The sequence below is a fragment of the Cupriavidus sp. SS-3 genome (assembly GCF_035818815.1).
GTDB lineage: Bacteria > Pseudomonadota > Gammaproteobacteria > Burkholderiales > Burkholderiaceae > Cupriavidus > Cupriavidus taiwanensis_C.
Window position 1 is genome coordinate 154,712 of record NZ_JAYLVT010000003.1, and the last position, 24,999, is coordinate 179,710.

At 70.3% G+C, this 24,999-nt stretch carries 21 protein-coding genes; 11 read left to right on the forward strand and 10 right to left on the reverse strand.

Annotated elements, in window-relative coordinates; genetic code table 11:
• Positions 1-3 precede the first annotated feature (3 nt).
• The 3 genes from U9J39_RS06630 to U9J39_RS06640 are packed head-to-tail and all read left to right on the forward strand — an operon-like array spanning position 4 to position 2,304.
• Positions 4-912, forward strand: coding sequence for an ABC transporter ATP-binding protein (locus U9J39_RS06630; protein WP_240987655.1), 909 nt, complete (start codon positions 4-6; stop codon positions 910-912).
• Between the two features lie 10 nt (positions 913-922).
• The gene (locus U9J39_RS06635) at positions 923-1,759 is read left to right on the forward strand and encodes an ABC transporter permease (RefSeq protein ID WP_373429535.1); all 837 of its coding nucleotides are present in this window, start codon (positions 923-925) and stop codon (positions 1,757-1,759) included.
• Positions 1,759-2,304, forward strand: a complete 546-nt coding sequence (locus U9J39_RS06640) for a nitrous oxide reductase accessory protein NosL (RefSeq protein WP_115708861.1) — start codon at positions 1,759-1,761, stop codon at positions 2,302-2,304. Before U9J39_RS06635 ends, U9J39_RS06640 begins: the two co-directional genes overlap by 1 nt.
• Positions 2,305-2,358: 54 nt before the next feature.
• On the opposite strand, the gene aroG is transcribed toward U9J39_RS06640, so the two are convergent.
• Positions 2,359-3,438: a 3-deoxy-7-phosphoheptulonate synthase AroG gene (gene aroG, locus U9J39_RS06645; RefSeq protein WP_092313941.1), complete on the reverse strand. Its 1,080-nt coding sequence runs from the start codon at positions 3,436-3,438 to the stop codon at positions 2,359-2,361.
• Between the two features lie 165 nt (positions 3,439-3,603).
• Positions 3,604-3,765, reverse strand: coding sequence for a hypothetical protein (locus tag U9J39_RS06650; RefSeq protein WP_172581727.1), 162 nt, complete (start codon positions 3,763-3,765; stop codon positions 3,604-3,606).
• Between the two features lie 185 nt (positions 3,766-3,950).
• Here U9J39_RS06650 and U9J39_RS06655 point away from each other — a divergent pair, with 185 nt between their 5' ends.
• The gene (locus U9J39_RS06655) at positions 3,951-5,006 is read left to right on the forward strand and encodes a class I SAM-dependent methyltransferase (protein WP_115708862.1); all 1,056 of its coding nucleotides are present in this window, start codon (positions 3,951-3,953) and stop codon (positions 5,004-5,006) included.
• A 68-nt stretch (positions 5,007-5,074) separates the two neighbouring features.
• Here U9J39_RS06655 and tldD read toward each other — a convergent pair whose 3' ends face one another.
• From tldD to U9J39_RS06670, 3 genes are all read right to left on the reverse strand, one after another.
• Positions 5,075-6,535, reverse strand: a complete 1,461-nt coding sequence (tldD, locus tag U9J39_RS06660; protein ID WP_115708864.1) for a metalloprotease TldD — start codon at positions 6,533-6,535, stop codon at positions 5,075-5,077.
• 96 nt (positions 6,536-6,631) lie between these two features.
• On the reverse strand, positions 6,632-7,468 hold the full coding sequence (locus U9J39_RS06665; protein WP_115708866.1) for a carbon-nitrogen hydrolase family protein: 837 nt from the start codon (positions 7,466-7,468) through the stop codon (positions 6,632-6,634).
• Between the two features lie 17 nt (positions 7,469-7,485).
• Positions 7,486-11,805, reverse strand: a complete 4,320-nt coding sequence (locus U9J39_RS06670; protein WP_326346786.1) for a YhdP family protein — start codon at positions 11,803-11,805, stop codon at positions 7,486-7,488.
• Between the two features lie 140 nt (positions 11,806-11,945).
• Here U9J39_RS06670 and glnE point away from each other — a divergent pair, with 140 nt between their 5' ends.
• Positions 11,946-14,936 carry a bifunctional [glutamate--ammonia ligase]-adenylyl-L-tyrosine phosphorylase/[glutamate--ammonia-ligase] adenylyltransferase gene (gene glnE, locus U9J39_RS06675; RefSeq protein WP_326346787.1) on the forward strand — a complete coding sequence of 997 codons (2,991 nt, stop codon included), beginning with the start codon at positions 11,946-11,948 and terminating at the stop codon, positions 14,934-14,936.
• Entirely contained in the window at positions 14,926-15,570 is a 645-nt protein-coding gene (gene rrtA / locus U9J39_RS06680) for a rhombosortase (protein WP_326346788.1), read from the forward strand. Before glnE ends, rrtA begins: the two co-directional genes overlap by 11 nt.
• Before the next feature lie 15 nt (positions 15,571-15,585).
• Here the strand turns inward: rrtA and mprA are convergent, their stop codons facing one another.
• From mprA to U9J39_RS06700, 4 genes are all read right to left on the reverse strand, one after another.
• Complete coding sequence (mprA, locus tag U9J39_RS06685; RefSeq protein ID WP_326346789.1) at positions 15,586-17,217, reverse strand: MprA protease, GlyGly-CTERM protein-sorting domain-containing form; 1,632 nt, start codon at positions 17,215-17,217, stop codon at positions 15,586-15,588.
• A 150-nt stretch (positions 17,218-17,367) separates the two neighbouring features.
• The gene (locus U9J39_RS06690; protein WP_115708874.1) at positions 17,368-17,814 is read right to left on the reverse strand and encodes a hypothetical protein; all 447 of its coding nucleotides are present in this window, start codon (positions 17,812-17,814) and stop codon (positions 17,368-17,370) included.
• Positions 17,815-17,882: 68 nt separating this feature from the next.
• Entirely contained in the window at positions 17,883-19,634 is a 1,752-nt protein-coding gene (recN, locus tag U9J39_RS06695; protein WP_116312357.1) for a DNA repair protein RecN, read from the reverse strand.
• Between the two features lie 67 nt (positions 19,635-19,701).
• Positions 19,702-20,619, reverse strand: a complete 918-nt coding sequence (locus U9J39_RS06700; RefSeq protein ID WP_115681429.1) for an NAD kinase — start codon at positions 20,617-20,619, stop codon at positions 19,702-19,704.
• Positions 20,620-20,733: 114 nt separating this feature from the next.
• Here U9J39_RS06700 and hrcA point away from each other — a divergent pair, with 114 nt between their 5' ends.
• The 3 genes from hrcA to U9J39_RS06715 all read left to right on the forward strand — a co-directional run bounded on the left by hrcA (position 20,734) and on the right by U9J39_RS06715 (position 23,385).
• Positions 20,734-21,768 (forward strand): heat-inducible transcriptional repressor HrcA, encoded by a 1,035-nt coding sequence (gene hrcA, locus U9J39_RS06705; protein ID WP_018006939.1) that lies wholly within the window; start codon positions 20,734-20,736, stop codon positions 21,766-21,768.
• Positions 21,769-21,877: 109 nt separating this feature from the next.
• Entirely contained in the window at positions 21,878-22,993 is a 1,116-nt protein-coding gene (gene hemH, locus U9J39_RS06710) for a ferrochelatase (RefSeq protein WP_326346790.1), read from the forward strand.
• Positions 22,990-23,385, forward strand: coding sequence for an RNA-binding S4 domain-containing protein (locus U9J39_RS06715; RefSeq protein WP_018006937.1), 396 nt, complete (start codon positions 22,990-22,992; stop codon positions 23,383-23,385). Before hemH ends, U9J39_RS06715 begins: the two co-directional genes overlap by 4 nt.
• 62 nt (positions 23,386-23,447) lie before the next feature.
• On the opposite strand, the gene U9J39_RS06720 is transcribed toward U9J39_RS06715, so the two are convergent.
• On the reverse strand, positions 23,448-23,621 hold the full coding sequence (locus tag U9J39_RS06720; protein WP_172581729.1) for a hypothetical protein: 174 nt from the start codon (positions 23,619-23,621) through the stop codon (positions 23,448-23,450).
• Between the two features lie 275 nt (positions 23,622-23,896).
• On the opposite strand from U9J39_RS06720, the gene grpE reads away from it, so the two are divergent.
• Positions 23,897-24,472, forward strand: coding sequence for a nucleotide exchange factor GrpE (grpE, locus tag U9J39_RS06725; RefSeq protein WP_115708880.1), 576 nt, complete (start codon positions 23,897-23,899; stop codon positions 24,470-24,472).
• 92 nt (positions 24,473-24,564) lie between these two features.
• Positions 24,565-24,996, forward strand: a complete 432-nt coding sequence (locus U9J39_RS06730) for a thioredoxin family protein (RefSeq protein ID WP_116312359.1) — start codon at positions 24,565-24,567, stop codon at positions 24,994-24,996.
• Positions 24,997-24,999: the final 3 nt, after the last annotated feature.

Consider the following 24,999-nt stretch of genomic DNA (forward strand, 5'->3'; position numbering starts at 1 on the left):
GCCATGGATGCCATCGTGTTGTCCAACGTCAGCAAGCACTTCGGCGCGCTGCGCGCCGTCGACGATGTCAGCCTGAGCGTGGGGCAGGGCGAGCTGCTCGGGCTGATCGGCCATAACGGCGCGGGCAAGAGCACGCTGTTCCGGATGATGCTGGGCTTGTTGCCGCCGACGCACGGCACCTTGCGCGTGGCCGGTGCCAACGTGGGCAGCCGCGCATTTCGTGCGGCACGCCGCGGCATCGGCTACCTGCCCGAACATCTGGTGCTCCATGACAACCTGAGCGGCCTTGAGACCCTGCGCTTCTTCGCGCGGCTGAAGGGCGTGAAGGCGGAAGCCTGCGCGCCGATGCTCGGGCAGGTGGGCCTGTCCTGTGCCGCCGCGCGTCCGGTGCGCGAATACTCGAAGGGCATGCGCCAGCGCCTGGGCTTTGCACAGGCGCTGCTGGGCGCGCCGCGCGTGCTGTTCCTGGACGAGCCGACCAACGGCCTGGACCCCGCCGCGATCCGCGACTGCTACGCCATGCTGAACGCGCTGCGCGGGCGCGGCGTCACCATCGTCATCACCTCGCACATCCTGGCCGAGCTGCAGCAGCGCATCGACCGCTTTGCCATCCTGTCCGCGGGCCGGCTGCAGGCCGCCGGCAGCCTCGAGGCGCTGCGCGCCCGGGCCGGACTGCCGCTGACGCTGGTGCTGCGGGTCGAGGCGGGCGCGCGCGACGAGGCGCTGCGGCGGCTAAGCGCGCTGCCTGCGCTGGAGATCGACAGTGCGCTGCCCGACGCACTGACGGTGCGTTGTGCGCCCGCCGCCAAGATGACGGTGCTGGCGGCGCTGCAACCGCTCGCCGGCCGGCTGCTGGACCTGCAGATCCGCGAGCCGTCGCTCGAGGACCTGTTTCTCGGCATGAGGGGATGAGGGCATGAGCATGGGCGAGTGGTTCGATGCGCGGCAGGTGGCGGCGCTGGCCGGCAGGGAATTCCGCGACCGCATGCGCAATCGCTGGGTGCTGGCGGTGGCGGCGGTGTTCACGGCGCTGTCGCTGGCGATCGGCTACTTCGGTGGCGCGGAGCAGGGCGTGCTGGGCCCGCGCTCGCTGGAGCTCGTCATCACCAGCCTGGCCAGCCTGGTGATCTACCTGGTGCCGATGATCGCGCTGCTGCTCGGCTTCGACGCGGTGGTGGGCGAGCGCGAGCGCGGCTCGCTGGACCTGCTGCTGTCGCTGCCGCTGACGCGCGGCGAGCTGCTGCTGGGCAAGTACCTCGGCCTGGCCGCCGCGCTGGTGCTGGCCACGGCCGGCGGCTTTGCGCTGATGGCGCTGCTGCTGGCGCGCCAGTTCGGCTGGGCGGGGCTGTATCACACCCTCGGCTTCGTCGCCAGTGCGGTGCTGTTGGGGCTGGCGTTCCTGAGCCTGGCACTGTGGCTGTCGGTGCTGAGCCGCGACCGCGCGCAGGCGTCGGGGCTGGCGATCGGGCTGTGGTTCTTCTTCGTGCTGGTGTTCGACCTGCTGCTGCTCGGCATGCTGGTCGCCGGCAGCGGCGCGGACGCACAGCATGCCGCCACCGACTGGATCGCGTGGCTGCTGTTGCTCAACCCCGCCGACCTGTTTCGCATCGTCAATGCCTTTTCACTGGACCAGCTGCGCAGCGCCGGGGGCGTTGCCAGCATCGTGCCGCCCGCGCTGGCCAGCCCCTGGCCGACCGGCGCGGCGCTGCTGGCGTGGATCGCCGTGCCGCTGGCCCTTGCCGCCAGGAGTTTCCGCTGATGTGTACCCCGCTGTGTACCCCGTTCTCATGGCCTCGCCGCCACCTGTTGCTGACGCTTGCCGGCAGCGCCGTGCTGCTCGCCGGCTGCGGCCGCAAGCCGCAAGCCCCGGCTCGGCCGCAAGAGTTCGACGCCGCCACCGCCTGCGCGCTGGACGGCATGCTGCTGGCCGATTACGCCGGGCCCAAGGCGCAGGTGTTCTATGTGGGCGAGGCGCGCCCGCACTGGTTCTGCGATACGGTGGAGATGTTCCACGCGCTGCTGCGGCCGGAACAGGTGCGGCCGGTGCAGGCGGCCTTCGTGCAGGACATGGCCCGCGCCGACTGGGAGCGGCCGCGCGGCCACTGGTTCGATGCCACCACCGGCGTCTACGTGGCCGGCAGCCGGCGCCACGGATCGATGGGACCGACGCTGGCAAGCTTCAGCACGGAACGCGATGCGGCCGCCTTCGCTGCCCGTCATGGTGGGAAACTGCTGCGCTACGCCGAGGTGACGCCGGACCTGGCCGACCTCAGCGGCGGCGCCATGCACGACAGCCGGATGTAGCACGGCGGGCTGAGTGCCCGCCGTGTTGCTTCAGTCGTTGCTTGCGTCTGCGCTTCAGTTGCCGCTGCCCGACACCAGCCGGCGCTGGCGCACCGACTCGGCCAGGCCCTCGAGCACCTTGACCGAGTCGTCCCAGCCGATGCAGGCATCGGTGACGGACTGGCCATAGGTCAGCTCGTCGACCGGCTGGCCCTGGACGTGGTCCTGGCGGCCGGCCACCAGGTGCGATTCGACCATCACGCCGATGATGCGCTGGTCGCCGGCAGCAATCTGGCGGCCGATCTCGGCGCACACCGGGATCTGGTTCTCGTGCTTCTTGCTGCTGTTGGCATGCGAGGCGTCGATCATCAGGCGCGAGGCCAGGCCGGCCTTGGCGATGGCGTCGCAGGCTTCCTGCACGCTGGCGGCGTCGTAGTTGGGCGCCTTGCCGCCGCGCAGGATCACGTGGCAGTCCTCGTTGCCCGAGGTCGACACGATCGCCGAATGTCCGCCCTTGGTCACCGACAGGAAATGGTGCGGCTGCGATGCGGCCTTGATCGCGTCGACCGCGATCTTGACGTTGCCGTCGGTGCCGTTCTTGAAGCCGACCGGGCACGACAGACCCGACGCCAGCTCGCGGTGCACCTGCGACTCGGTGGTGCGCGCGCCGATCGCGCCCCAGCTGACCAGGTCGGCGATGTATTGCGGGCTGATCATGTCGAGGTACTCGGTGCCGGTCGGCACGCCCATTTCGCTGATGGTCAGCAGCAGCTCGCGCGCGGTGCGCAGGCCGTCGTTGATCTTGAAGCTGCCGTCCATGTGCGGGTCGTTGATCAGGCCCTTCCAGCCCACCGTGGTGCGCGGCTTCTCGAAATACACCCGCATCACCACCTCGAGCTCGCCGGCGAAGCGCTCGCGCTGCACCTTGAGCAGCTTGGCGTATTCCAGCGCGGCGCGGGTATCGTGGATCGAGCACGGGCCGATGATGACGATCAGCCGGTCATCCATGCCGTGCAGGATGCGGTGCATGGCCTGGCGCGCGCCGTAGATCACGTCCGAAGCCTGTTCGGAGCAGCCGAACTCGCGGATCAGGTGCGCGGGCGGCAGCAGCTCCTTGAGTTCGCGGATGCGCAGGTCGTCGGTGTTCTTCAGCATGATGGCTCCAGGATTCTTGTGAGGTCGTGAGTGGGTGGGAAAACAAAGGGGTATAAAAAAACCGCCAGGGTCGCTGGCGGTTTTTTTTGTATTCGGGGCGCTGCTTACAGCCATCCCTCCCTATCCGCCAGCGGTGTGAGATCGCCAAAAAAGTAAAAGTAAAACTTAGCGGACATGGCGGGAAAAGGCGTTGGCTTGGGTCAGCTTGAAACGATTTTCTTCGCGGGCGCTGGATTTATGCTGCACTGCGTGGCAGAAAGGCAGGAAATTGCGCGCCGCTTCGATAATTTTCGTTGCGCATTGGCTGCTGGCCGCGCGACGAAGCATCTTTATAGCGCCTTTTGCCGGGGTTGGCAAGTGTCGCCGCAGCCATGCCGTGCGCTGGCGCACCCACCCGCCTTGCATTTCGGCGATGCCTTGCGAGGTTGCTGTTGCCGTCGCTTTTCGGCTTTTCCGGGCATAGCCGATGGCTATATTGGAAGCGGGGAGCAGTGGGCACGGGGAGGTGCATCATGAGCGTCGATGAAGCGAGGCTGAATGCCTTCATGGAAAAATTCGTCGGCGATATCGGCGCGGTGATGCATGCCGCGACCGTGGTCGTCGGCGATGAACTCGGGCTGTACAAGGCGCTGGCGGAAAAACCGATGACCGTCGCCATGCTGGCGGCCAAGACCCATACCGACGAGCGCTACCTGCGCGAATGGCTGTCGGCGCAGGCGGCCAGCGGCTATGTCGACTATGACGCGGGTTCGGGGCAGTTCAGCCTGAACGAGGAACAGGCCTATGCGCTGGCGCAGGAAGGCAGCCCGGCCTTTATCCCGGGCGCGTTCCAGATCGCGGTGGCGCAGTTCCGCGCGATTCCGAAGATGATCGACATCTTCCGCAATGGCCGCGGGCTGGGCTGGCACGAGCACGACCCCGCGCTGTTCCACGGCACTGAACGCTTCTTCCGGCCCGGCTATGCGGCGCACCTGGTGTCGGAATGGATCCCGGCGCTCGACGGCATCGCGGCGCGGCTCAAGGCCGGGGCCATGGTGGCCGACGTGGGCTGCGGCCATGGGGCGTCGACCATCATCATGGCGCAGGCGTTTCCGGCGTCGCGCTTCGTCGGCTTCGACTACCACGAGCCTTCGGTGCGCCATGCGGCCGAGGCCGCGCGCCGCGCCGGCGTGTCCGAGCGCGTGCGCTTCGAAGTGGCCAGCGCCAAGGACTACGACGGCAAGGACTATGACCTGGTGGCGGTGTTCGACTGCCTGCACGACATGGGCGATCCCGTGGGCGCGGCGCGCCACGTGCGCGAGACCCTGCGCGCCGACGGCGCCTGGATGATCGTCGAACCCTTTGCCAACGACGCGCTGGAGCAGAACCTGAACCCGGTGGGCCGGGTGTTCTATTCCGCGTCGACCTTCATCTGCACGCCGGCATCGCGCTCGCAGGAAGTCGGCCTGTGCCTGGGCGCGCAGGCGGGCGAGACGCGCATGCGCGCGGTGGCGGAGCAGGCGGGCTTCCGCAGCTTCCGGCGGGCGGCGCAGACGCCGTTCAATCTGGTGTATGAGGTGCGGCCGTGAGAGGGCCGTCTGGCTAGCTGATTGGGTACTCCTCTCCCGCAAGCGGGAGAGGGAGCAAACCAGCGGCCTCAGGCGGTCCCACCCACCGTCATGTTCTCGATGCGCAGCGTCGGCTGGCCCACGCCCACCGGAACGCTCTGGCCTTCCTTGCCGCACACGCCCACGCCCGAATCCAGCCGCATGTCGTTGCCGATCATGGTCACGTCCTTGAGCGATTCCGGGCCGTTGCCGACCAGGGTCGCGCCCTTGACCGGGTAGGTGATCTTGCCGTCCTCGATCATGTAGGCCTCGCTGGCCGAGAACACGAACTTGCCGTTGGTGATGTCGACCTGGCCGCCGCCGAAATTGACCGCATACAGGCCGCGCTTGACGCTCGCGATGATCTCCTGCGGGTCCTTGTCGCCGTTGAGCATGTAGGTGTTGGTCATGCGCGGCATCGGCAGCGCGGCATAGCTTTCGCGGCGCGCGTTGCCGGTGACCGGCATCTTCATCAGGCGCGCGTTGAGCGTGTCCTGGATATAGCCGCGCAGGATGCCGTCCTCGATCAGCGTGGTGCACTGGGTCGGATTGCCTTCGTCGTCGAGGTTGAGCGAGCCGCGGCGGTTGGCCAGCGTGCCGTCGTCGACCACGGTCACGCCCCTGGCCGCGACGCGTTCGCCCATGCGGCCGGCGAACGCCGACGAGCCCTTGCGGTTGAAGTCGCCTTCGAGGCCGTGGCCGACCGCCTCGTGCAGCAGCACGCCGGGCCAGCCCGGGCCCAGCACCACGGTCATGGCGCCGGCCGGGGCCGGGCGCGCGTCCAGGTTGACCAGCGCCGACGACACCGCTTCGTCCACGTACTGCTGCAGCAGGTCGTCGGTGAAATAGCCGTAGGCATAGCGGCCGCCGCCGCCGGACGAGCCGATCTCGCGGCGCCCGCCCTGTTCGGCGATCACCGTGACCGAGACCCGCACCAGCGGGCGCACGTCGGCGGCAATCACGCCGTCGCTGCGCGCCACCAGCACCACGTCGTATTCGCCGGCCAGCCCTGCCATGACCTGCACCACGCGCGGGTCCTTGGCGCGTGCCATGCGCTCGATGCGCTCCAGCAGCGCCACCTTTTCCGCCGCGCTCATGGAGTCGAGCGGATCGTTGGGGGTGTACAGGTTGCGCCCCGCGTGCGTGGCCAGCTCCCCGGCGACCTTGACGCGGCCGCTGCCGGCCTTGCCGATGGTGCGCGTGGCGGCTGCCGCCTGCGACAGCGCGGGCAGGCTGATGTCATCCGAGTAGGCGAAGGCGGTGCGGTCGCCCGAGACGGCGCGTACGCCCACGCCCTGGTCGATGCTGAAGCTGCCCGACTTGACGATGCCTTCCTCCAGGCTCCAGGCCTCGTTGCGGGTGTACTGGAAGTACAGGTCGGCGTAGTCGACCTTGTGCGTGAAGATATCGGCCAGCACGCGCTGGAGCCTGGCTTCGTCCAGGCCGTACGGCGCCAGCAGCAATTGCTGCGCGGTGGCCAGGTTGCGGATTCCGAGATCGCCGGCGTTCATGAGAGGTCCTTTTTTTCCTTGGGCCGCGCGGGCTGGCCGGCGCGGCAGACAATCCTGTGGGCGAGGGCGCCATCGGCCCCCGCAGTTGCGTACATGCTACAGCACCCGGTGCCGCAATGCCGGCAGGTTCTGCCGGACTTCCTCCAGCCGCGCCGGGTCGATCACGCCACCGACCACGCCTTCGCCCTCGGGCAGCATCGCCAGGACTTCGCCCCACGGGTCGACCAGCATCGAATGGCCCCAGGTGCGCCGGCCGTTCTCGTGCTTGCCGCCCTGCGCCGCCGCCAGCACATAGCACTGGTTCTCGATGGCGCGGGCGCGCAGCAGGATTTCCCAGTGCGCCTGCCCGGTGGTGTAGGTGAAGGCGGCCGGCATCAGGATCAGGCTGGTGCCGCCGTCGGCGGCCAGGCCGCGGTACAGCTCCGGGAAGCGCAGGTCATAGCACACCGACATCGCCACCCGGCCGCAGGGCGCATCGAAGCTGACCGGCGTGCGCCCGGCCAGGATGGTGCGCGATTCGTCATAGCTCTCGGTTCCGCGGGTGAAACCGAACAGGTGGATCTTGTCGTAGCGCGCCACGCGCTCGCCGCGCGGGTTGAAGGCGAGCGAGGTGTTGTACACGCGCTGCGGGTCGTCGCACCACATCGGCAGCGTGCCGCCGACCAGCCAGATGCCATGGCGGCGCGCCGCGTCGGCCAGGAACTGCTGCACCGGGCCGTCGCCGTCGTGCTCGCGCACGGCCACCTTGTCGGATTCGGCGCGGCCCATGATGCAGAAATACTCGGGCAGCAGCACCAGCTCGGCACCGCCGGCGGCGGCCTCGGCGATGCGCGCCTCGGCGCGCGCCAGGTTGGCGTCGAGCGAGGTGCCGGTCACGGTCTGGACGGCGGCAACGCGGAACGGGGCAGGGCTGGCTGGATTGGCTGGGCTCATGGGGGCGGCATCTTCTTCTAGCGCGGGAAGGCCGGGTCCGCGCGGTTGTCGAAGGTCGGGCCTTGCGCCTTATTGTCCTCCACTTTGCCGACCTGTGGGTTGGCCCAGCTGCCCGAGATCCGGTAGTGCTGGGTGAACATCTTGGAGAACTCGTCGGCGAACAGCAACTGCGCGGCGAGCGTGCCGATGCCCAGCGCCGGGTTGATAAAGGCCGCCGCGATCGATGTGGTGGTGGCGTTGATGCGCGGCACTACCTCCACGCGCAGGTCCTGGGTCTCGCGCAGCAGGTTGGCGGTGCCGCTCATGCTGGCGATGATCTGCGGGCTGCGCAGACGGAAGTCCTGGATGGTGCCGACGCCGTTCTCGATGGTGCCGCTGCCGGTGATGCGGTCGAACAGCAGCCCGCGCCCCGAGAGCGTGCGGAAGTCCAGCGTGGCAAAGCGCAGCAGGCCCTGCAGGCTGAGCACGCCCAGCAGGCGGGCCGCGCCCGGCTCGACGCTGAGGATCTGGCCGTTCTCCAGGTCCAGCGACAACTTGCCGGTCAGCGTCGGATAGTCGATCGACAGCGGCGAGCCGCGCCACGCCACGCGGCCCTCGAGCTTGCCCTTGCCGTCGCTGAGGGTATGCGGCAGCCCCAGCCGGTCCAGCGTCGCGCCGGCATCGCGCACGTCGATGGCGAACGACAGCAGCGTGCGGCGCTCGGCGCTGGCGTCGGCGCGCAGGCGGCGCGGCACGCGCCAGCTGCCGTTGCCGGTCAGGGTGGCGCCGGGCTGTTCGATCTGCAGCTTGTCCAGGGTCCAGACCGGATCGGTGCCGCCGGTACTGGTCTCGGTATGCGCCTTGACCTCGAGCTTGCCGAAGTCGTGGCCGCGCAGCATGAACTGGTCGGCGACCAGGTCGATCGCGGGCAAGGTGTCGATGCTGCTGGCCAGTGCATCGACCACGTTGTGCTCGTCGCTGGCATCGGGCACGTTCAGGCGTGCCAGGCGCAAGCGCAGCGAGCCGGCGGCAGGCGATCCGCCCGGGCGCCACTGCACCGCGCCGGCAATCTGGCGGGAATCGATCCGCGCGTTCCAGCCCTCGGCTTCGCGGCTCGCGTCGAGGGCGACCTCGTCCAGCGTGCGGCCCATGCCGTGCAGCGTGCGCGCGCGCAGCGCGATGCGGTGCGGCAGGAACGGCGAGGGCGGCTCGCCGGCACCCGCCCCGTCGGCGCCTGCGCCGAAGGCAGCGCGCCAGGCATCGATATCGAGCTGGTCGAAGGTGGCGGCGGCGCTGACGCCGGCGGCCGGCAGCGGCGCCGCCTGCTGCACGCCGATGCCGCCCGCCAGCACCTCGAAGCCGCTGCCGCCATCGCGGCGCAGCAGGTAGCGGGCGTTGAGCACATTGCCCAGCTGCAGCGACAGTTCGTCGGTGCCGGCGCGCGCGGCATTGGCCGCCTGCGCGGCCGGGCGCAGCTCGACGCGCAGCGGCAATGCGGGCGCGGCGGCCTTTGCCAGCGGCGCCGGCAGCTGCAGCGCCATGCCGTTGAGCTCGGAGTTCAGCTGGACCTGCATCTGCCGTTCGCGCACGCCGATCACTGCGCTGTAGCCGGTGGCGCCTTCCAGCCGCGCCGCCAGCGGCGCCAGCGCCGTGCCCGCGGCGGCCTCGCGCAGTCCGGCGGCCGAGGCCTGGCCGCTGGCGTTCACGCGCGTGGCGCCGTCCGGCTGGGTGCCGCCGGCAAGGCGCAGCTCGCCGCCAAGAAAGCGCGCGCGAATGTTTTCCAGCCCAAAGCCATGCTCGTTGAAGGTAATGACGCCGCTGGCATTGCCCAGCAGCGGCAGTTGCGGGCTGAGCGCGACATCGTTGCCGGGAAAGCGGAAGCGGCCATCGACCCTGGCCGCGTCGGCGTGTTCCAGCGGCATCTCGAGCTTGAGCTTCAGCTCGCCGTTGCCGCCGGCCCGGGCCGCATCGGCCACGTGTCCGGTCCACTCGCGCACCGGCGAGGCGTTGATGTAGCGTACGAAGCCTTGCACTGGCCCGGTGGCGCTGCCGTCGATGGCGAGCTTGCCGCGCGGGCTCAGGTCGTCGATGCGGCCGCTGACATCGTGCAGCGTGACGCCGGCAATGTCCTGCACCGTGGCCCGGCGCGCCAGGAAGGTCATGCCGCCGCGGTCGAACACCACGCGCCCGGCGATGTCGGTGAACACCGGCCATGACGATGCGCCGGGGGTGCCGTGCGCGGGCTCGTGGCTCGCGTCATGCGGTGCGATCTGGTAGCTGACGTGTTCGATCGGGACCTCGACGCGGAACTCGCCCGCCTGCTCGTGCGGTGCCTGGAACGGGAAGTGCGCGAGGTCGCCGCGCAGCACGAAGCTGACCCCGGCAGCCTCGCCGCCGGTGAGCGCGCCGGACAGGTAGTGGCGGGTCGCGGCGGGGATGCTCAGCGGCAGGTAGCGCGGCACCCGCGCGACTCTTGCGCGGGTCATCTCGCCGGCCAGGTCGGCGATGCCCGAGACGCCATCGCCGCCCTCGCGCCAGGTGCCGCGCACCGAGCCGGCGGCGTCGGCATTGGCAAAGCGCACGCTCTCCAGCGTCACCGCGAGCTTGCCGTCGCGGCGCTGCCAGCGCACGTCGCCGCCGATCTGGTCGAACGGCAGGCGCGGGTCTTCGAACAGCCCCGGCAGCACCAGCGCCGCGTCATTGCCCTCGAAGCGCGCCGTGCCCTGCTGGTCGTCGAGGGTGAAGGTGCCGGACAGGCGCGAGAAGCCCGGCGTGCCCAGCCGCGGATGCCCGGCGGCGTCGAGCGCCGGCACCGCGGGCTGCCCGTTGATCGAGACCTCGCGCAGCGTGCCCTGGATGCTGTAGTGGGGCTTGCCGCCGCCGCGCTCGAGCATGCCGGTGCGCGCGCGGGTCCAGCTGACGTTGAGGTTGTCGATGTGCCCCGCCGGCTGCAGCGCGCGCAACTGGCGCAGCACCGCGGTATCGATCGGCATCGAGGTGGCCAGCGCGCGCACCGTGTTCAGGTCCAGCGAGGGCGCCTTCAGCGAGAACTTGTTCAGGGTGCCGTCCCTGGCCCGGGCCCAGCCGATGGCGACCTTGCGCATGCCTTCGCGCCAGCTGCCGTCGGCCACCGCGGGCGCGTTGCTGGCATCGGGCACTGCCGGCTGCTGGGCCTGCGGCTGCCATAGCAGCGTGTCGACCGTCAGCAGGTTGCTGCCGTCGCGCTCGGTCCGGTGCAGCAGCAGGGCCTGCGCGTTGGCCAGTCGCAGCGGCGCGGCGGCGCCGGCCAGCTGCAGGTCGACGCCGCTGGCGCGCAGCCGGGTCTGGCTGCGCACGATGCGCCCCTGGCGGAATTCGATGCTGCCGTCGGTGCTGAAGGTGCCGCTGGCGACGCGCTCGAACATCGCCAGGTAGCGCTGCAGCACCGGCAGCTGCAGCTGGCCGAGGTCCCAGGTGGCCTGGCCGGTCCAGTGGCGCCAGTTGCCGGCGCTGTGCAGGTAGTCGTCGCGGAAGGTCGAGCGCACCTCGAGCGGGCGCGGGCCCAGCGCCGGCGAGCGCGCTTCCAGGTGGAAGGTGTGGCGCGCGCCGTCGCGGCGGGTGTCGAGGCGGATCTCGCCGATGTCGAGCCGGGGCAGGCGCGCCTTCTCGTCGAGCCAGCGCAGCTTGCCGTCGGACAGCGCCACGCGCCCTTGCGACATCAGCCAGCCAAGGAAGCGGTCGTCGTCCTGCTGGCCGCCGGTGGCGTCGACCACCATGCCGGCGACCAGCAGCCGGCCCTCGGGCGTGCGGCGCACCAGGATGTCGGTGCCGCTGGCGCTCAGGCTGACGAACTGCAGGTTCATGCTGATGAGCGAACGCCACGCCAGCTTGCCGTCGAGCGTGGCCGCCGACAGCAGCGCGCGCTGCTGGCTGTCCACCGCGCTCAGGCCGCGCGCGCGGAAGGCGGGGTGCCAGCCGTCCCAATAGGTATCGAGCGAGCCGATCCTGACCTGCGCCGACAGCGCCTGCGAGCCGCGCTGTTCCAGCCACTCGCGCGCGGCCGAGGCCTGCGGCCACAGCACGAAGCGGATCAGCAGCCCGGCCGCCAGCGCCAGCACGGCCAGCACCAGCGCCACGCGTACCAGGCCGCGGCCCAGGGCGCGCCAGAACGGATGGCGCACGGCCGCCGCGACCACTCGCGCACTGGCGCGGGCCAGTGCCCCGGCGCGCGCCCACGTGGAACTCCGCCGGGGGGCGTCGGGGGCGTCAATGACAAGGGAACCGGTGGGCGTAGCGGGCAGCGTGGTGGCGGCCTCGTGCCCGCCCGCGCCGCCATTGGGGGGAGAACCGTCAGCGGGTTGTGGGGCGCGGCTGGACATGCGCAGATTATCCGACAATACTAGCCGCTCTCCAATCTGGTGCCCGGCCGGCTAAAACAAGAAATGCGCAAGCTGCGCGCACCGCGGCGGGTACCCCTGGCCGCACCTTTCGCACCTTTGCTTGCATTTCAAATACTGGAATGACTGCCTCTGATCCGACGAGTTCCGCCGCTGGCGACGCTGCTGACCAACATGGCGCGCGCGCCACACCGGAACCCGCCCATGCGGCGTCCGTCGCACCGGGGCAGGGCCTCGGCACCATGGCCGCCGGCGCCTTTGCCGTCACCGCGGCGCAGGCGCTGCAGCCGGATGGCGAAGGCGCCCGGGCAGGCGGCGACGTATTGTACTCGGCCGCGTACTCGCACTACGCGCGGCGCGTGCTGCAGGCCCGCCCGGACCTGCCGGAAATCCTCGCCGCCGCGGTGGCGCAGCCGCTCACGCGCGCCTGGATGGCAGCGCGGCTGCAGGCGTTGCACACGCCCTCAGCCGATGCCGAAGATGCCGCCAAGCGCGCGCTGCGCCGGCTGCGTGCCGAGGTCATGTGCGCGGTGATCGAGCGCGACCTGCGCGGCCTGGCGACGCTGGGCGAGGTCACCGGTGCCATGACGGACCTTGCCGAACTGGCGATCCAGCATGGCCTGGCGGTGCTGGGCGACGATCTTGCCGCCACCTTCGGCCGCCCGGTCGGCGCGCACAGCGGCGAGGTGCAGGAACTGGTGGTGGTGGGCATGGGCAAGCTGGGCGGGCGCGAGCTCAATGTCTCGTCCGATATCGACCTGATCTTCCTCTACGACGAGGACGGCGAGACCCAGGGCGGCCCGCGCACACTGTCCAACCACGAGTACTTCATCCGCCTGGGCCGCCGGCTGATCAACCTGCTTGCCGACGTGACCGCCGACGGCTACGTCTTCCGTGTCGACATGCGGCTGCGTCCCAATGGCGATGCCGGGCCGCTGGCCTGCAGCCTGGGCATGCTCGAGGAATACCTGGTGGTGCAGGGGCGCGAGTGGGAGCGCTACGCCTGGATCAAGGGCCGCGTGGTGTCGGCGCTGGACTCGCCCCATGCGCAGCGTACCGCCGGCCTGCTGGCGCGGCTGACGTCGCCGTTCGTGTTCCGGCGCTACCTCGACTACGGCGTGATCGCGGCGATCCGCTCGCTGCATGCGCAGATCCGCAGCGAGGCCGCCAAGCGCAGCGGCGGCCTGCCCGGGCACGGTGTCAACCAGCGCTCGTTCAATATCAAGCTGGGCCGCGGCGGTATCCGCGAGATCGAATTCATGGCGCAGGTGTTCCAGCTGATCCGCGGCGGCCAGGATCCCGCGCTGCGGATCCGGCCGACGCTGGAGGTGCTGGCGGTGGCGGTCGAGCGCGGCCTGCTGCCCGCCGGGCAGGCCGCACAGCTGGGCGATGCCTATCGCTTCCTGCGCCAGCTCGAACACCGGCTGCAATACCGCGACGACGCGCAGACCCACCACCTGCCCACTTCACCGGACGAGCAGCAGGCCGTGGCGCGGATGATGGGCTGCGCCGACTGGCCGGCGTTGCTGTCGCGGCTGGCCGAGCTGCAGGAACCGGTCGCGCAGCAGTTCGAGGCCACCTTTTCCGACCCCGACGCCGGCCCGTGCGAGGCCCTGTGGCCGGACATCGTCATGGAAGACAGCGCCGCGCGCGCGCAGGACACCCCGCGCCAGGATGCGTCGCAGGCCGAAGCCGACAGCGCGGTGCCGTGCCAGCGGCTGCAGGCTGCCGGCTTTACCGACTGCAATGCGCTGCTGGACCGGCTGCGCGCGACTGCTGCGTCGCTGCGCTATCGCGCGCTGTCCGAAGCCAGCCGCGCGCGCTTCGACCAGCTGGTCAACCGCGCGCTCGACCTGGCCGCGCGCCAGGACGATCCCGACAGCACCATCGGACGCTTTATCGACTTCCTCGAGGCGATCAGCCGGCGCGCCTCCTACCTGTCGCTGCTGTCCGAATATCCGCAGGCGATGGACCGCGTCGCGCAGACGCTGCACGCCTCGCGCTGGGCCGCGGCCTACCTGACGCGCCATCCGCAACTGCTGGACGAACTGCTCGACAGCGACGCGCTGGCCGGCGCGCCCGACTGGGCCGCGTTCCGCAAGCGCCTGCATGAACGGCTGCTGGCCGCGGAGGGGCAGGTCGAGCAGCAGATGGACATCCTGCGCCGCGAGCACCATGCGGAGACCTTCCGCGTGCTGCTGCAGGACCTGCAGGGCATGCTGACGGTCGAGCAGGTGGCCGACCGCCTGTCGGACCTGGCCGATGCCATGCTCGACGCGACCCTGGAAACGGTGTGGCGCCAGCTCGCCACGCGCCATCGCGAGGTGCCGCGCTTCGCCGTGATCGCGTATGGACGGCTGGGCGGCAAGGAACTGGGCTATGCCTCGGACCTGGACATCATCTTCTTGTACGACGACGAGCACGAGCGCGCGCCCGAGGTCTATGCCGCCTATGCGCGCCGCCTGATCACCTGGCTCACCAGCCATACCGCGGCCGGCGCGCTGTTCGACGTCGACACGCGGCTGCGTCCCAATGGCGCGGCCGGCCTGCTGGTGACCAGCTTCGACGCGTTTCGCCGCTACCAGCTGCGCGAGGGCGACAACACCGCCTGGGTGTGGGAACACCAGGCGCTGACGCGCGCACGCTTCTGCGCCGGCGACGCCGCCATCGGCGCGCGCTTCGAGGCGTTGCGCGACGAGGTGCTGTGCCAGGAGCGCGACGCCGCGGTGCTGCGCGGCGAGATCGCGCAGATGCGCCGCAAGGTTGCCGAAGGCCATCCCAACCCCACCGACCTGTTCGACCTGAAGCACGATCGCGGCGGCATGGTCGATATCGAATTCACGGTGCAGTACCTGGTGCTGCTGCATAGCCGCGCCCATCCGCAGCTGACGCGCAATGCCGGCAACATCGCGCTGCTGCGCGAAGCCGGCGAGCTGGGCCTGATCGATGCCAAGCTGGCGCTGGCGGTGGGCGACGCCTACCGGCTGTTCCGCGCGCGCCAGCACCAGCTGCGCCTCGACGGCCAGGTCCATGCGCGCGTGGCGCCGGCGTCGATGGCCGCGCAGGTCGCGGCGGTGGGCACGCTGTGGCGGGCCGTGTTCGGTGAGGGCTGAGGCCGCGGGGCCGCCGGCGCCGCCCGGCGCATCGTGGCCGGGGCTGCTGGCGGGAGTGGCGCTGGTATGGGCGCTGTCGGCGGCGTTCACCTTCTTGCCGTGGTGGCATGCGCAGGGCCTGTACCTGCGCGACGCGGTGCGGGTGGACGGGCAGTGGTGGCGCCTGGCCACGGCGATGTGGGTGCACCTCGACGGCCATCACTGGCTGGCCGACATGCTCGCCGCCACCGGCGTGCTGGCGATCTGCGCGCGCGTGGCGCGGGTGCGCAGCCTGTTGCTGGTGCTGGTGGCGTGCGGCATCGCGGTGCAGCTGGTGCTGCTGCGCGTGCCGGCGATTGCCTGGTACGGCGGGCTCTCGGGCGCGCTGCACGGGCTGGCGCTGTGGGGCGCGCTGGGGCTGCTGCGCGCGCCGGGCCTGGCGCGCATCACCGGCGTGCTGCTGTGCCTGGGCGTGCTGGCCAAGGTCTGGGTGGAACAGTCGTGGCTGGCGCCGGTGGTGTTCGATCCGGCGTGGGGCTTCGGCGTGGTGCGAGTGGCGCACGCGGCCGGCGCCGTGGCCGGCCTGCTGTGCTGGGCGTTGCAGGAGTGGTGGCTGGCGCGGCGGCCGGCGGGCGATAGCGGCGCCGCCGCCTGAGCCCCACCGCTGCCGCTAGCCGCGGCGGCGCAGTGCGAAGCCGGTCAGTCCCGCCAGGGCGAGCAGCAGCGCGCTCCACAGCGGCACCGCGCCGCCGCCACCGCCGCCATCCGCGGCCGGTGCCGGCGCGGCCTGCGCCGGCGGCATGCCCAGCGCGGCCAGCAGCGCGCCGTCGGCATCGAGCAGCCCCGCGCCGCACACACCCGGGTTGGTGGTGCAGAACGTGCCGGAGGGATGCGGGCGCGCCGAACTCTTCAGCGCCGCGGTGACCTGCGCCGGCGTCAGCGAGCCATTGAGCGTGAACATCATCGACACCACGCCCGAGACCATCGGCACGGCGAAACTGGTGCCCGCCGACGACGCCACCACGTAGTTGCCCAGCGTCGTCTTGCCGTCGTTGCTGAGCGTGCGGATCACCGAAGGCGTGACCGTGCAGCGACCGTCGACCACCTGCGAGTTGCCGCAGCCGCCGCCCGGCGCGCTGATCGCCACCTGCGGGCCGACGTTGGCATAGCTGGCGTTCTCGCCGCCGTTGGCGTGCGCGGTGACCGCGATCACGCCGCTGCAGTCGGCCGGCGCCTCGACCGCACCGCGGTTGTTGCCGGCCGCGGCCACCACCACCACGCCGCGCGCATTCAGGTCGTTGACGGCCTGCTGCTCGATGCCGCTGCAGGTGCCGCCGCCCAGGCTGATATTGACCACGCGCGCCGGGTTCGGGTTGTCCGGCACGTTCGGCACCGGCAGGCCGCCGGCCCAGCGCATGCCGTCGACGGTGTCGGACAGCAGCGCGCCGCAGCGTCCCGACACCCGCACCGGCAGGATGCGCGCATTCCAGTCGACCCCCGCGATATCGCGCGAGTTATTGGTCAGCGCCCCCAGCACGCCGGCCACGCGCGTGCCATGCCAGCTGTTGTTGGTAGGAGCGGGCGTTGGCGTGCTGCTGCCCGGGCAGGTGAAGCCGGCTGGCAGGTTGTCGCCGGCATCGGTCGGGTCGCCGTCGCGGCCGTCGCCGTCATTGGAAACCGTGGTGGTGCTGATGAAGTCGAAGCCGGACAGCAGCCGTCCCTGCAGGTCGGGATGGGGCAGGATGCCGGTGTCCACCACCGCCACCACCATGCCGCTGCTGCCGCCGGTGCGGTCCCACGCGCGCGGCAGGTTGACGCCGCCGACTGCGGTGCCGGTGCCCTTCAGGTACGGCTGGTTGACCTGGAACTCGGGATCGTCGGGCAGGGTGTCGTGCAGCCGCAGCCAGCGGTCGGGCACGGCATCGGCCACGCGCGGGTCCTGGCGCAGTCGCGCCGCCGCCGCTTCGGGATCGGCGGCATCGGCGTCGGCCACCTGCAGCAGCTGCAGGTTGCCGCCCATGGCCCGGCGTGCCGACAGCGCGATGCCGGTGCGTTCGCTCAGCTGCTTGAGGGCTTCGGCAGCAGCCGGCGACTTGACGGCGCCGCTGCCATCGACCGCGGTAGTGCCGTCGCGCCAGCGCACGATGATGTGGCCGGTGTAGGCCGGCGCGGACTGCGCGCCGGCTGCAAGCGCCGTGCCGGTCGGGAGCGCGCCGCATGCTGCGGCGGTGGCCAGGGCGATGGCCCGCCAGCGGCGGGCCGCGAAGCTGCGGCGGAACACGGACAGCGCGGAATGCGGCATGGATTTCTCCTCCCTGGGGCGTAGCGCGCTCGGGCCGGGCCGGCGCGTGGGCATGTTATGTAGCGAATACGATCCCGCCGGGTTGTGCAAGGCCGGCTTTGGGATCGTCCGCGTTCGTTAATGCGGCGTTCCGTACAGATTCGGCACGTGCTAGCGCGCCGGCATGTCGCGGCTGGTGGGCATGCTGCGGCTGGGCTTGAGCAGCCGGTCCGGTTCGGCGGTCTCGATGCGCGGCGTGGCGCGCAGCGTGTCGACGGCCTGGTCGAGGGTGGCGTCCGCCGACGGCGAGATCGCCGTGACCAGCCACACTCCGCCGGACATCGGCCGCTTGACCACGTAGCGGATCGGGCCCTTGATCTCGGCCAGCAGCTTGCCGGCGTCTTCGGACAGGTCCACCGCGGGCGGCTTGAAGCGGACCATGATGTCGCCAAGCGCACGGTCGTCGCTGATGCTGCCCGGCGGCGGCGCCGAAGCCTTGTGCTGGGCCTGGCAGGCGGACAGTGCCAGCAGTGCGGCCGACGCGGCGGTGGCAAGGGCCAGCACCGCGCGCCGCGAGGCGCGCGGGCGGTGGTCGGTGGGCGGCGCTGGGCGGGTCATGGGGAAAGCTCCTGTCGATAAATAAATTGGCGCGGTGCCACGCAAGGCCGCTCAATGTGGCGCGAACCTTAGCCGGCGGCGGCGCGGCGGCCGCGCTTGCCGTCCTTGCCCGCGCGCGCGGGCTGGCCGGCGCCGCTGTCGGTCATGCCCTGCGCCAGCATCTCCTCGGCATGTTGCAGCGTCGTGGCGGTGACGGTGGCGCCGCCCAGCATGCGCGCGGTCTCGACCACGCGTCCGGCCGGGTCGAGCACGCGGATGCGCGAGCGCGTCACCGACGCGTCGGCTTCGGCCGTGGTTTCCTTGCTGACCAGCAGATGGGTGCCGGCCTGCGCCGCCACTTGCGGCAGGTGGGTCACGCACAGCACCTGGCGCGCGCGGCCGAGTTCCTGCAGGCGCCGGCCGACCACCTCGGCGACCGCGCCGCCGATGCCGGTGTCGACCTCGTCAAAGATCAGCGTGGGCGTGGGCGAGGCTTCGCTGGTGATCACCGAGATCGCCAGGCTGATGCGCGCGAGTTCGCCGCCTGAGGCGACCCGGGCGAGCGGGCGCGCGCTGACGCCGGCGTGGCCGGCCACCAGGAACTCGACCTGCTCCAGGCCGTAGCTCTGGCCTTCGTCAAGCGCATTGAGCGCCGCGACAAAGCTGCCGCCGGCCATCGACAGGCCCTGCATGGCGTCGGTGACCGCGCCGGACAGCGCCTGCGCGGCTTGCTTGCGGGCATGGCTGAGATGCTGCGCCAGCGTCAGGTAGGCGGCCTTGGCCGCGGCCTCGCGCGCCATCACCTTGTTCAGGTCCTGCGCGGCCTGCAGGTCGTCGAGCTGCTGGCGGCGCGCGACCAGTTCATCGGCGAGCTGCTCGGGCGGCAGGCGGTACTTGCGCGCGGTGGCGTGCAGCGCCTGCATGCGCTCTTCCACCGCCTGCAGCCGCTCGGGATCGAGCTCGAGCCGGTCGACATAGCGCGTCAGCGAATGCGCGGCTTCCTCGGCCTGCAGCTGCGCCGGCTCCAGCGCGGCCAGCACGTCGCGCAGCGCGGCGTCGACATCGGCCAGCTGCTGCAGCCGGTGCACGATGCCGTTGAGCGCCGACAGCACCGAGCCGTCGGCCTCGGACAGTGCGTCGAGCGCGGCGCGGCTGCCGTCGATCAGGCCGGCGGCGTGCGAGAGCCGGTTGTACTCCGACTGGATCTCGTCCCATTCGCCCGGCTGCGGGTTGAGCTTGTCCAGTTCCCCCACCTGCCATTCGAGCCGTTCGCGCTCGAGCTGCATCTCGCGCGACTGGTGCTCGACCGCTTCGCGCTGGCGCACGCAGGCACGCCAGGCGCGCCAGGCCTCGGCCACCGCGGCGGCCTGCTGCGTCAGGCCGGCGTGGGCGTCGAACAGCAGCCGCTGCGCATCCGGGCGCAGCAGTTGCTGATGCGCGTGCTGGCCATGGATGTCGACCAGCTGGTCGCCCACTTCGCGCAGCTGTGCCAGGGTCGCGGCGGCGCCGTTGATAAAGGCCTTGCTGCGGCCGCCGGCATCGACGGTGCGGCGCAGCAGCACGGTCGGCACGCCGCCGTCTTCTTCGCTGTTGAGCTCGCGCTCGGCCAGCCACGCATCGAGCGCGGGATGGGTCGAGAAGGTGGCGCTGACGCTGGCGCGCGGCGCGCCTTCGCGCACCACGCCGGCATCGGCGCGCTCGCCCAGCACCAGCGCCAGGGCATCGATCAGGATCGACTTGCCGGCGCCGGTCTCGCCGGTGAACACGGTAAAGCCGGAGGCGAAGTCCAGGTCGAGGGTGTCGACGATGACGAAATCACGGATGGACAGGCTGCGCAGCATCGTGGCGGGGAAGGGTGGTCGGTCCGATGACGGGTCGGGCTCGGGCTGAGGGGCGGCTGGATGGCGCTCAGAGGCGGTTGTCTTCGGACGGGTATTCGTGCCAGTGCAGCTTCTTGCGCAGTGTGGCGTAGTAGTTGTAGCCCACCGGGTGCAGCAGGTTGATGGTCTTCTGCGAGCGCCGCACCACGATGCGGTCGCCCGGCAGCAGCGAGGTCAGCGACTGCATGTCGAAGTTGACGCTGGCGTCGCGCGCGCTCGCCACCTCGATCGTGACCTCGGCGTCGTGCGGCAACACGATCGGCCGGTTCGACAGCGCGTGCGGGGCGATCGGTACCAGCACCACGCCCGACAGCGTGGGATGCAGGATCGGGCCGCCGGCCGACAGCGCGTAGGCGGTGGAGCCGGTGGCGGTCGACACGATCAGGCCGTCGGAACGCTGGTTGTACATGAAGTGGCCGTCGACCGAAACCGCCAGCTCGACCATGCCGGAGATGCCGGAGCGGTTCACCACCACATCGTTCAGCGCCAGCGCCGAGAAGATGTCCATGTCGTCGCGCACCACGCGCGAGGCCAGCAGAAGCCGGGTCTCGGACTCGTAGCGGCCGTCGAGCATGTCGGGCAGCACGGTGTGCGCGTCTTCCAGCGCAATATCGGTCATGAAGCCGAGCCGCCCGTGGTTCACGCCGATCAGGGGCACGTCATAGCCGGCAAGCTGGCGCGCAATGCCCAGCAGCGTGCCGTCGCCACCCAGCACCACGGCGACGTCGGCCTGCGTGCCGATCTCTTCGGCGGACAGGGCGGGGTAGGCGGTCAGCCCGGTGGCCAGCGCGGTCTCGCGCTCGAACACCACATCCTGGCCGTTGCGCAGGATATAGGAGGCGATCTCTTCCAGCGGCCCTTCGATGCCGGCGGTGGAGTACCTGCCCACCAGGGCGACGGTCTTGAATGGAGTGCGCACGGCGCTGGCTTTGGGTGGGGCGGACATGCCGGGATTAGACCATACCGCCGTGACGGTTGTCAGCAGGCGCTGGCGGCCCATCCCGCGGCACATCGGGCCGGTCCGCCAGAAGGTCCAAAACTTGCGTAAAATCGGGGCATCATGGATGAACGTTCCAAAACGCTGCTCAAGACCCTGATCGAGCGCTACATTGCCGAAGGCCAGCCGGTCGGTTCCCGCACCCTGTCCAAGTACTCGGGGCTGGACCTGTCGCCGGCGACGATACGCAATGTGATGTCCGATCTCGAGGAAATGGGTTTTATCGCCAGCCCGCACACCTCGGCCGGCCGCATCCCGACGCCGCGCGGCTACCGGCTGTTCGTCGATTCGATGCTGACCGCCAAGCCGCTCGAGCGCAACGCGGACCTGGCCGAGCTGACCGGGCAGATCCAGGACCAGCTGGGCGGCCAGCAACTGGGGCCGCAGCGCATGATCACGGCGGCGGCGCGCACGCTGTCCAACCTGTCGCACTTTGCCGGCGTGGTGATGACGCCGCGCCGCGCGCAGGCGTTCCGGCAGATCGAGTTCATGCGGCTGTCGGACAAGCGCATCCTGCTGATCATCGTCAGCCCCGAGGGCGACGTGCAGAACCGCATCATCCAGACCGAACTCCCCTACACGCCGGCGCAATTGATCGAGGCGGCCAATTTCTTCAACTCGCACTATGCCGGCATGAGCTTCGACACCGTGCGCAGCCACCTGCGGCTCGAGCTGCAGGACCTGCGCCGCGACATGTCGCAGCTGATGCAGGCCGCGGTCGAGGCCGGCAGCGCCGCCGAGGACGAGGACGACGACCACGTCTATATCAGCGGCGAGCGCAAGCTGCTCGAAGTCGACGACCTGGCCTCGAGCATGGACAAGCTGCGGCGCCTGTTCGACGTGTTCGAGCACAAGACCAGCCTGCTGCAGCTGCTGGACGTGTCCAGCCATGCGCAGGGCGTGCAGATCTTCATCGGCGGCGAAAGCCAACTGGTGCCGATCGAAGACATGGCGGTCATCACCGCGCCGTACGAGGTCGACGGGCAGATCGTCGGCACCTTGGGGGTGATTGGCCCCACGCGCATGGCTTACGAGCGCGTGATCCCGATCGTCGACATTACCGCGCGGTTGCTGTCGAGCGCGCTGAGCCAGAACTAGTGGTCCGGCGTTCCGGTCTGACCCGCGGCTCTCCCATTCCCGCCGCGCGGGCCCGGCGCCGGTGCGCCGCCCCCGCCCCATCCCGGCATCGCGCCAACCCGCAAGCGACATGACGTTTTCTCCCGAACCGGCCTACCAGCACGGCCAGGCGCCGCGCACGGCGATCCTGCTGGTCAACCTCGGCACCCCCGATGCCCCCACGCCCAAGGCGGTGGGGCGCTACCTGAAGCAATTCCTGTCCGATCCGCGCGTGGTCGAGATCCCGCGCGCGGCCTGGCTGCCGCTGCTGTACGGCGTGATCCTGCCGCTGCGCTCGCGCGCGTCGGCGCTCAAGTACGAATCGATCTGGCTGCGCGAGGCCCATATGACGGGCTCGCCGCTGCTGGTCTACAGCGAGCGCCAGGCGCACGCGCTGCAGCGGCTGCTGCACCAGAACGGCCACGACGTGACGGTGGCGTGCGCGATGCGCTACGGCAACCCGTCGATCGCCTCGGTGATGGAAGCGCTGCGCCGCCAGGGCTGCGAGCAGGTGCTGGTGCTGCCGATGTATCCGCAGTACTCGGGCACCACTACGGCCACCGCCTTCGACGAGGTGTTCCGGGTGCTGGGCCAGTGGCGCAACCAGCCGGAACTGCGGCTGATCAAGCATTTCCATGACCATCCCGCGTATATCTCCGCGCTGCAGCAGCAGGTCGCCGCCTACTGGAGCCGGCACGGCATGCCGGATTTCGGCCAGGGCGACAAGCTGATCCTGTCGTTCCACGGCGTGCCGCGGCGCACGCTGGAACTGGGCGATCCGTACCACTGCGAGTGCCTGAAGACCGGCCGCCTGCTGGGCGAGGCGCTGGGCCTGCAAGCGGGGCAGTACCAGGTGACGTTCCAGTCGCGCTTCGGCAAGGCCGAGTGGCTGCAGCCCTATACGGCGCCGACGCTGGCGGAGCTGGGCAAGGTCGGCGCCGGGCGCGTCGACGTGTTCTGCCCGGGCTTTCCGGCGGACTGCATCGAAACGCTGGAAGAAATCGCCATGGAAGGCCAGACTGAGTTCAAGGTCGCGGGCGGCAAGGACTTCCATTTCATTCCATGCATGAACGATGCCGCGCCGTGGGTCGCGGCGATGGCGGAGATCGCGCTGCAGCACCTGCAGGGCTGGCCGCTGGCCACGCCGCATGCGCATGAAGTGGAGGCGCGGCGCACGCGTGCGCAGGCGCGGGGAGCGGCGGCATGAACGTAGATTTCGAGGCGGATGCGCGCCAGCGCATCGACAAATGGCTGTGGTGCGCGCGTTTCTTCAAGACCCGCTCGCTCGCGGCAGAAGCGGTGGAGCGCGGCAAGGTGACGGTCAACGGCCAGCTGTGCAAGAACTCACGCGAGGTCAAGCCCGGCGACAAGGTTGCGCTGGAGGCACACCAGCAGCGCTGGGAGCTCGAAGTGAAGGGCATCGCCGCGGCGCGCGGGCCGGCGCCGGTGGCGCAGACGCTGTACCAGGAAAGTGCCGAGAGCCAGTCGCGCCGGGCCGCCGACGCCGAGCGCCGGCGCCTGCAGCCCGAACCGTCCGCGCAGATCCAGGGGCGCCCGACCAAGCGCGACCGCCGCCGCATCGACGACTTCAACGGCTGAGATGGCAGCGCGGCGGCACCGTTGCCGGTGCCGCCGCGCGATGGATCGCCAGGTGGGGCGGGTTATTCCTGCGCGACTTCCTGGCTGACGAAGGGAACGATGTAGTGCTTGAACACCGCCTTGCCGCTGCCATACTCCGTATCGCGCGGAGTAAAGGCGCCGGACAGGCAGATAAAGGCGGTCATGACCGCCAGTGCGGCCACGAGGCACACCGTCACGACTGGGAGCTTATGCATGGCCAACCTTTCGGAAGCGGCACAAAAATGAACCATCTCCTGGGCCCTCGACATTTTTGTCATTTTTCTTACTAGGAATCTTAGTGAGGGCATTGGCGCAAAGCAATAAGGCGTCGATTGCAACGGGCCGGGCTTTGTAACCGTGTGTTTCGGCGTCGCGTCGGCGCCACTCTTGAAATGCGGCGAGCTGCCACCACCTGCATCGGACACACGCCGATTTACCACCCGCGGCCAGCCCCACGGCGGGCCGCGACACTGCATTGATACGGATCGACATGGAAGACCAGAAGCAGACGCCATCCAACCAGACTGCGACGCCTGCGGGCGAAGAGGCGGCCAGCACCGCCACCGCCAGCCCGGAGACCGGCGCGCCCGACACTGCGGCTGCCGCCGCGGACGACGTGGCGGCCCAGCTGGCCGCCCTGGAAGCCAAGGCCAGCGAGAATTACGACCTGTACATGCGCGCCGTGGCCGAAGGCGAGAACATCCGCCGCCGGGCCCAGGAAGATGTCGCCAAGGCGCACAAGTTCGCCATCGAGAACTTTGCCGACAACCTGCTGCCGGTCATGGACAGCCTGCAGGCCGCGCTGGCCGACGGCTCCGGCGACATCGCCAAGCTGCGCGAAGGCGTGGAACTGACCGCGCGCCAGCTGGCCGCCGCCTTCGAGCGCGGCAAGATCGTCGAGCTCAACCCGGTGGGCGAGAAGTTCGACCCGCACCGCCACCAGGCTATCTCGATGGTGCCGGCGGAGCAGGAGCCCAATACCGTGGTGACCGTGCTCCAGCGCGGCTACACCATTGCCGACCGCGTGCTGCGCCCGGCGCTGGTCACGGTGGCGGCGCCGAAGTAAGCCGCCGCCCCTGCCGTCCTGTCACGGCCCGACGCCCGGTGCCACCCGGCCCGGGCGTTCGTCATTGGCAGAAGCCGCATCAGGAGCGAACCATGAGCACCGAACCGCAAGCCGGCGCGCCGGATCCGTCCGCGGCCCCGCATCTGGACCACCGCGCCTTTGACGCCTTTGCCATGCGCGAGGTCGACGATGCCACCATCGACGGCGCCATCGCCGCGGCCGGCGACGCGCTGGTGTGCGTGTTCTTCTGGGGCGTGGACTGCTTCAACTGCGAAATGGCCAAGAAGGCGATGCTGGCCAATCCCGGGCCGGTGCGCGCGCTGGAACTGCACTGGCTGCACGCCAACGTCTATGCGCACCCGGAACTGGGGCGGCGCTTCGGCCTGCACGGCATCCCGGTGTTCATGTTCTTCCAGAACGGCAAGAAGCTGGGCCGGGCCACCGGCTGGCACGGCCACGGGCAGTTTGCCGCGGCCGTGGCCAATGCGCGCCTGAAGGCCAGCGGCAAGCCGCTGGCGGGCTAGCGA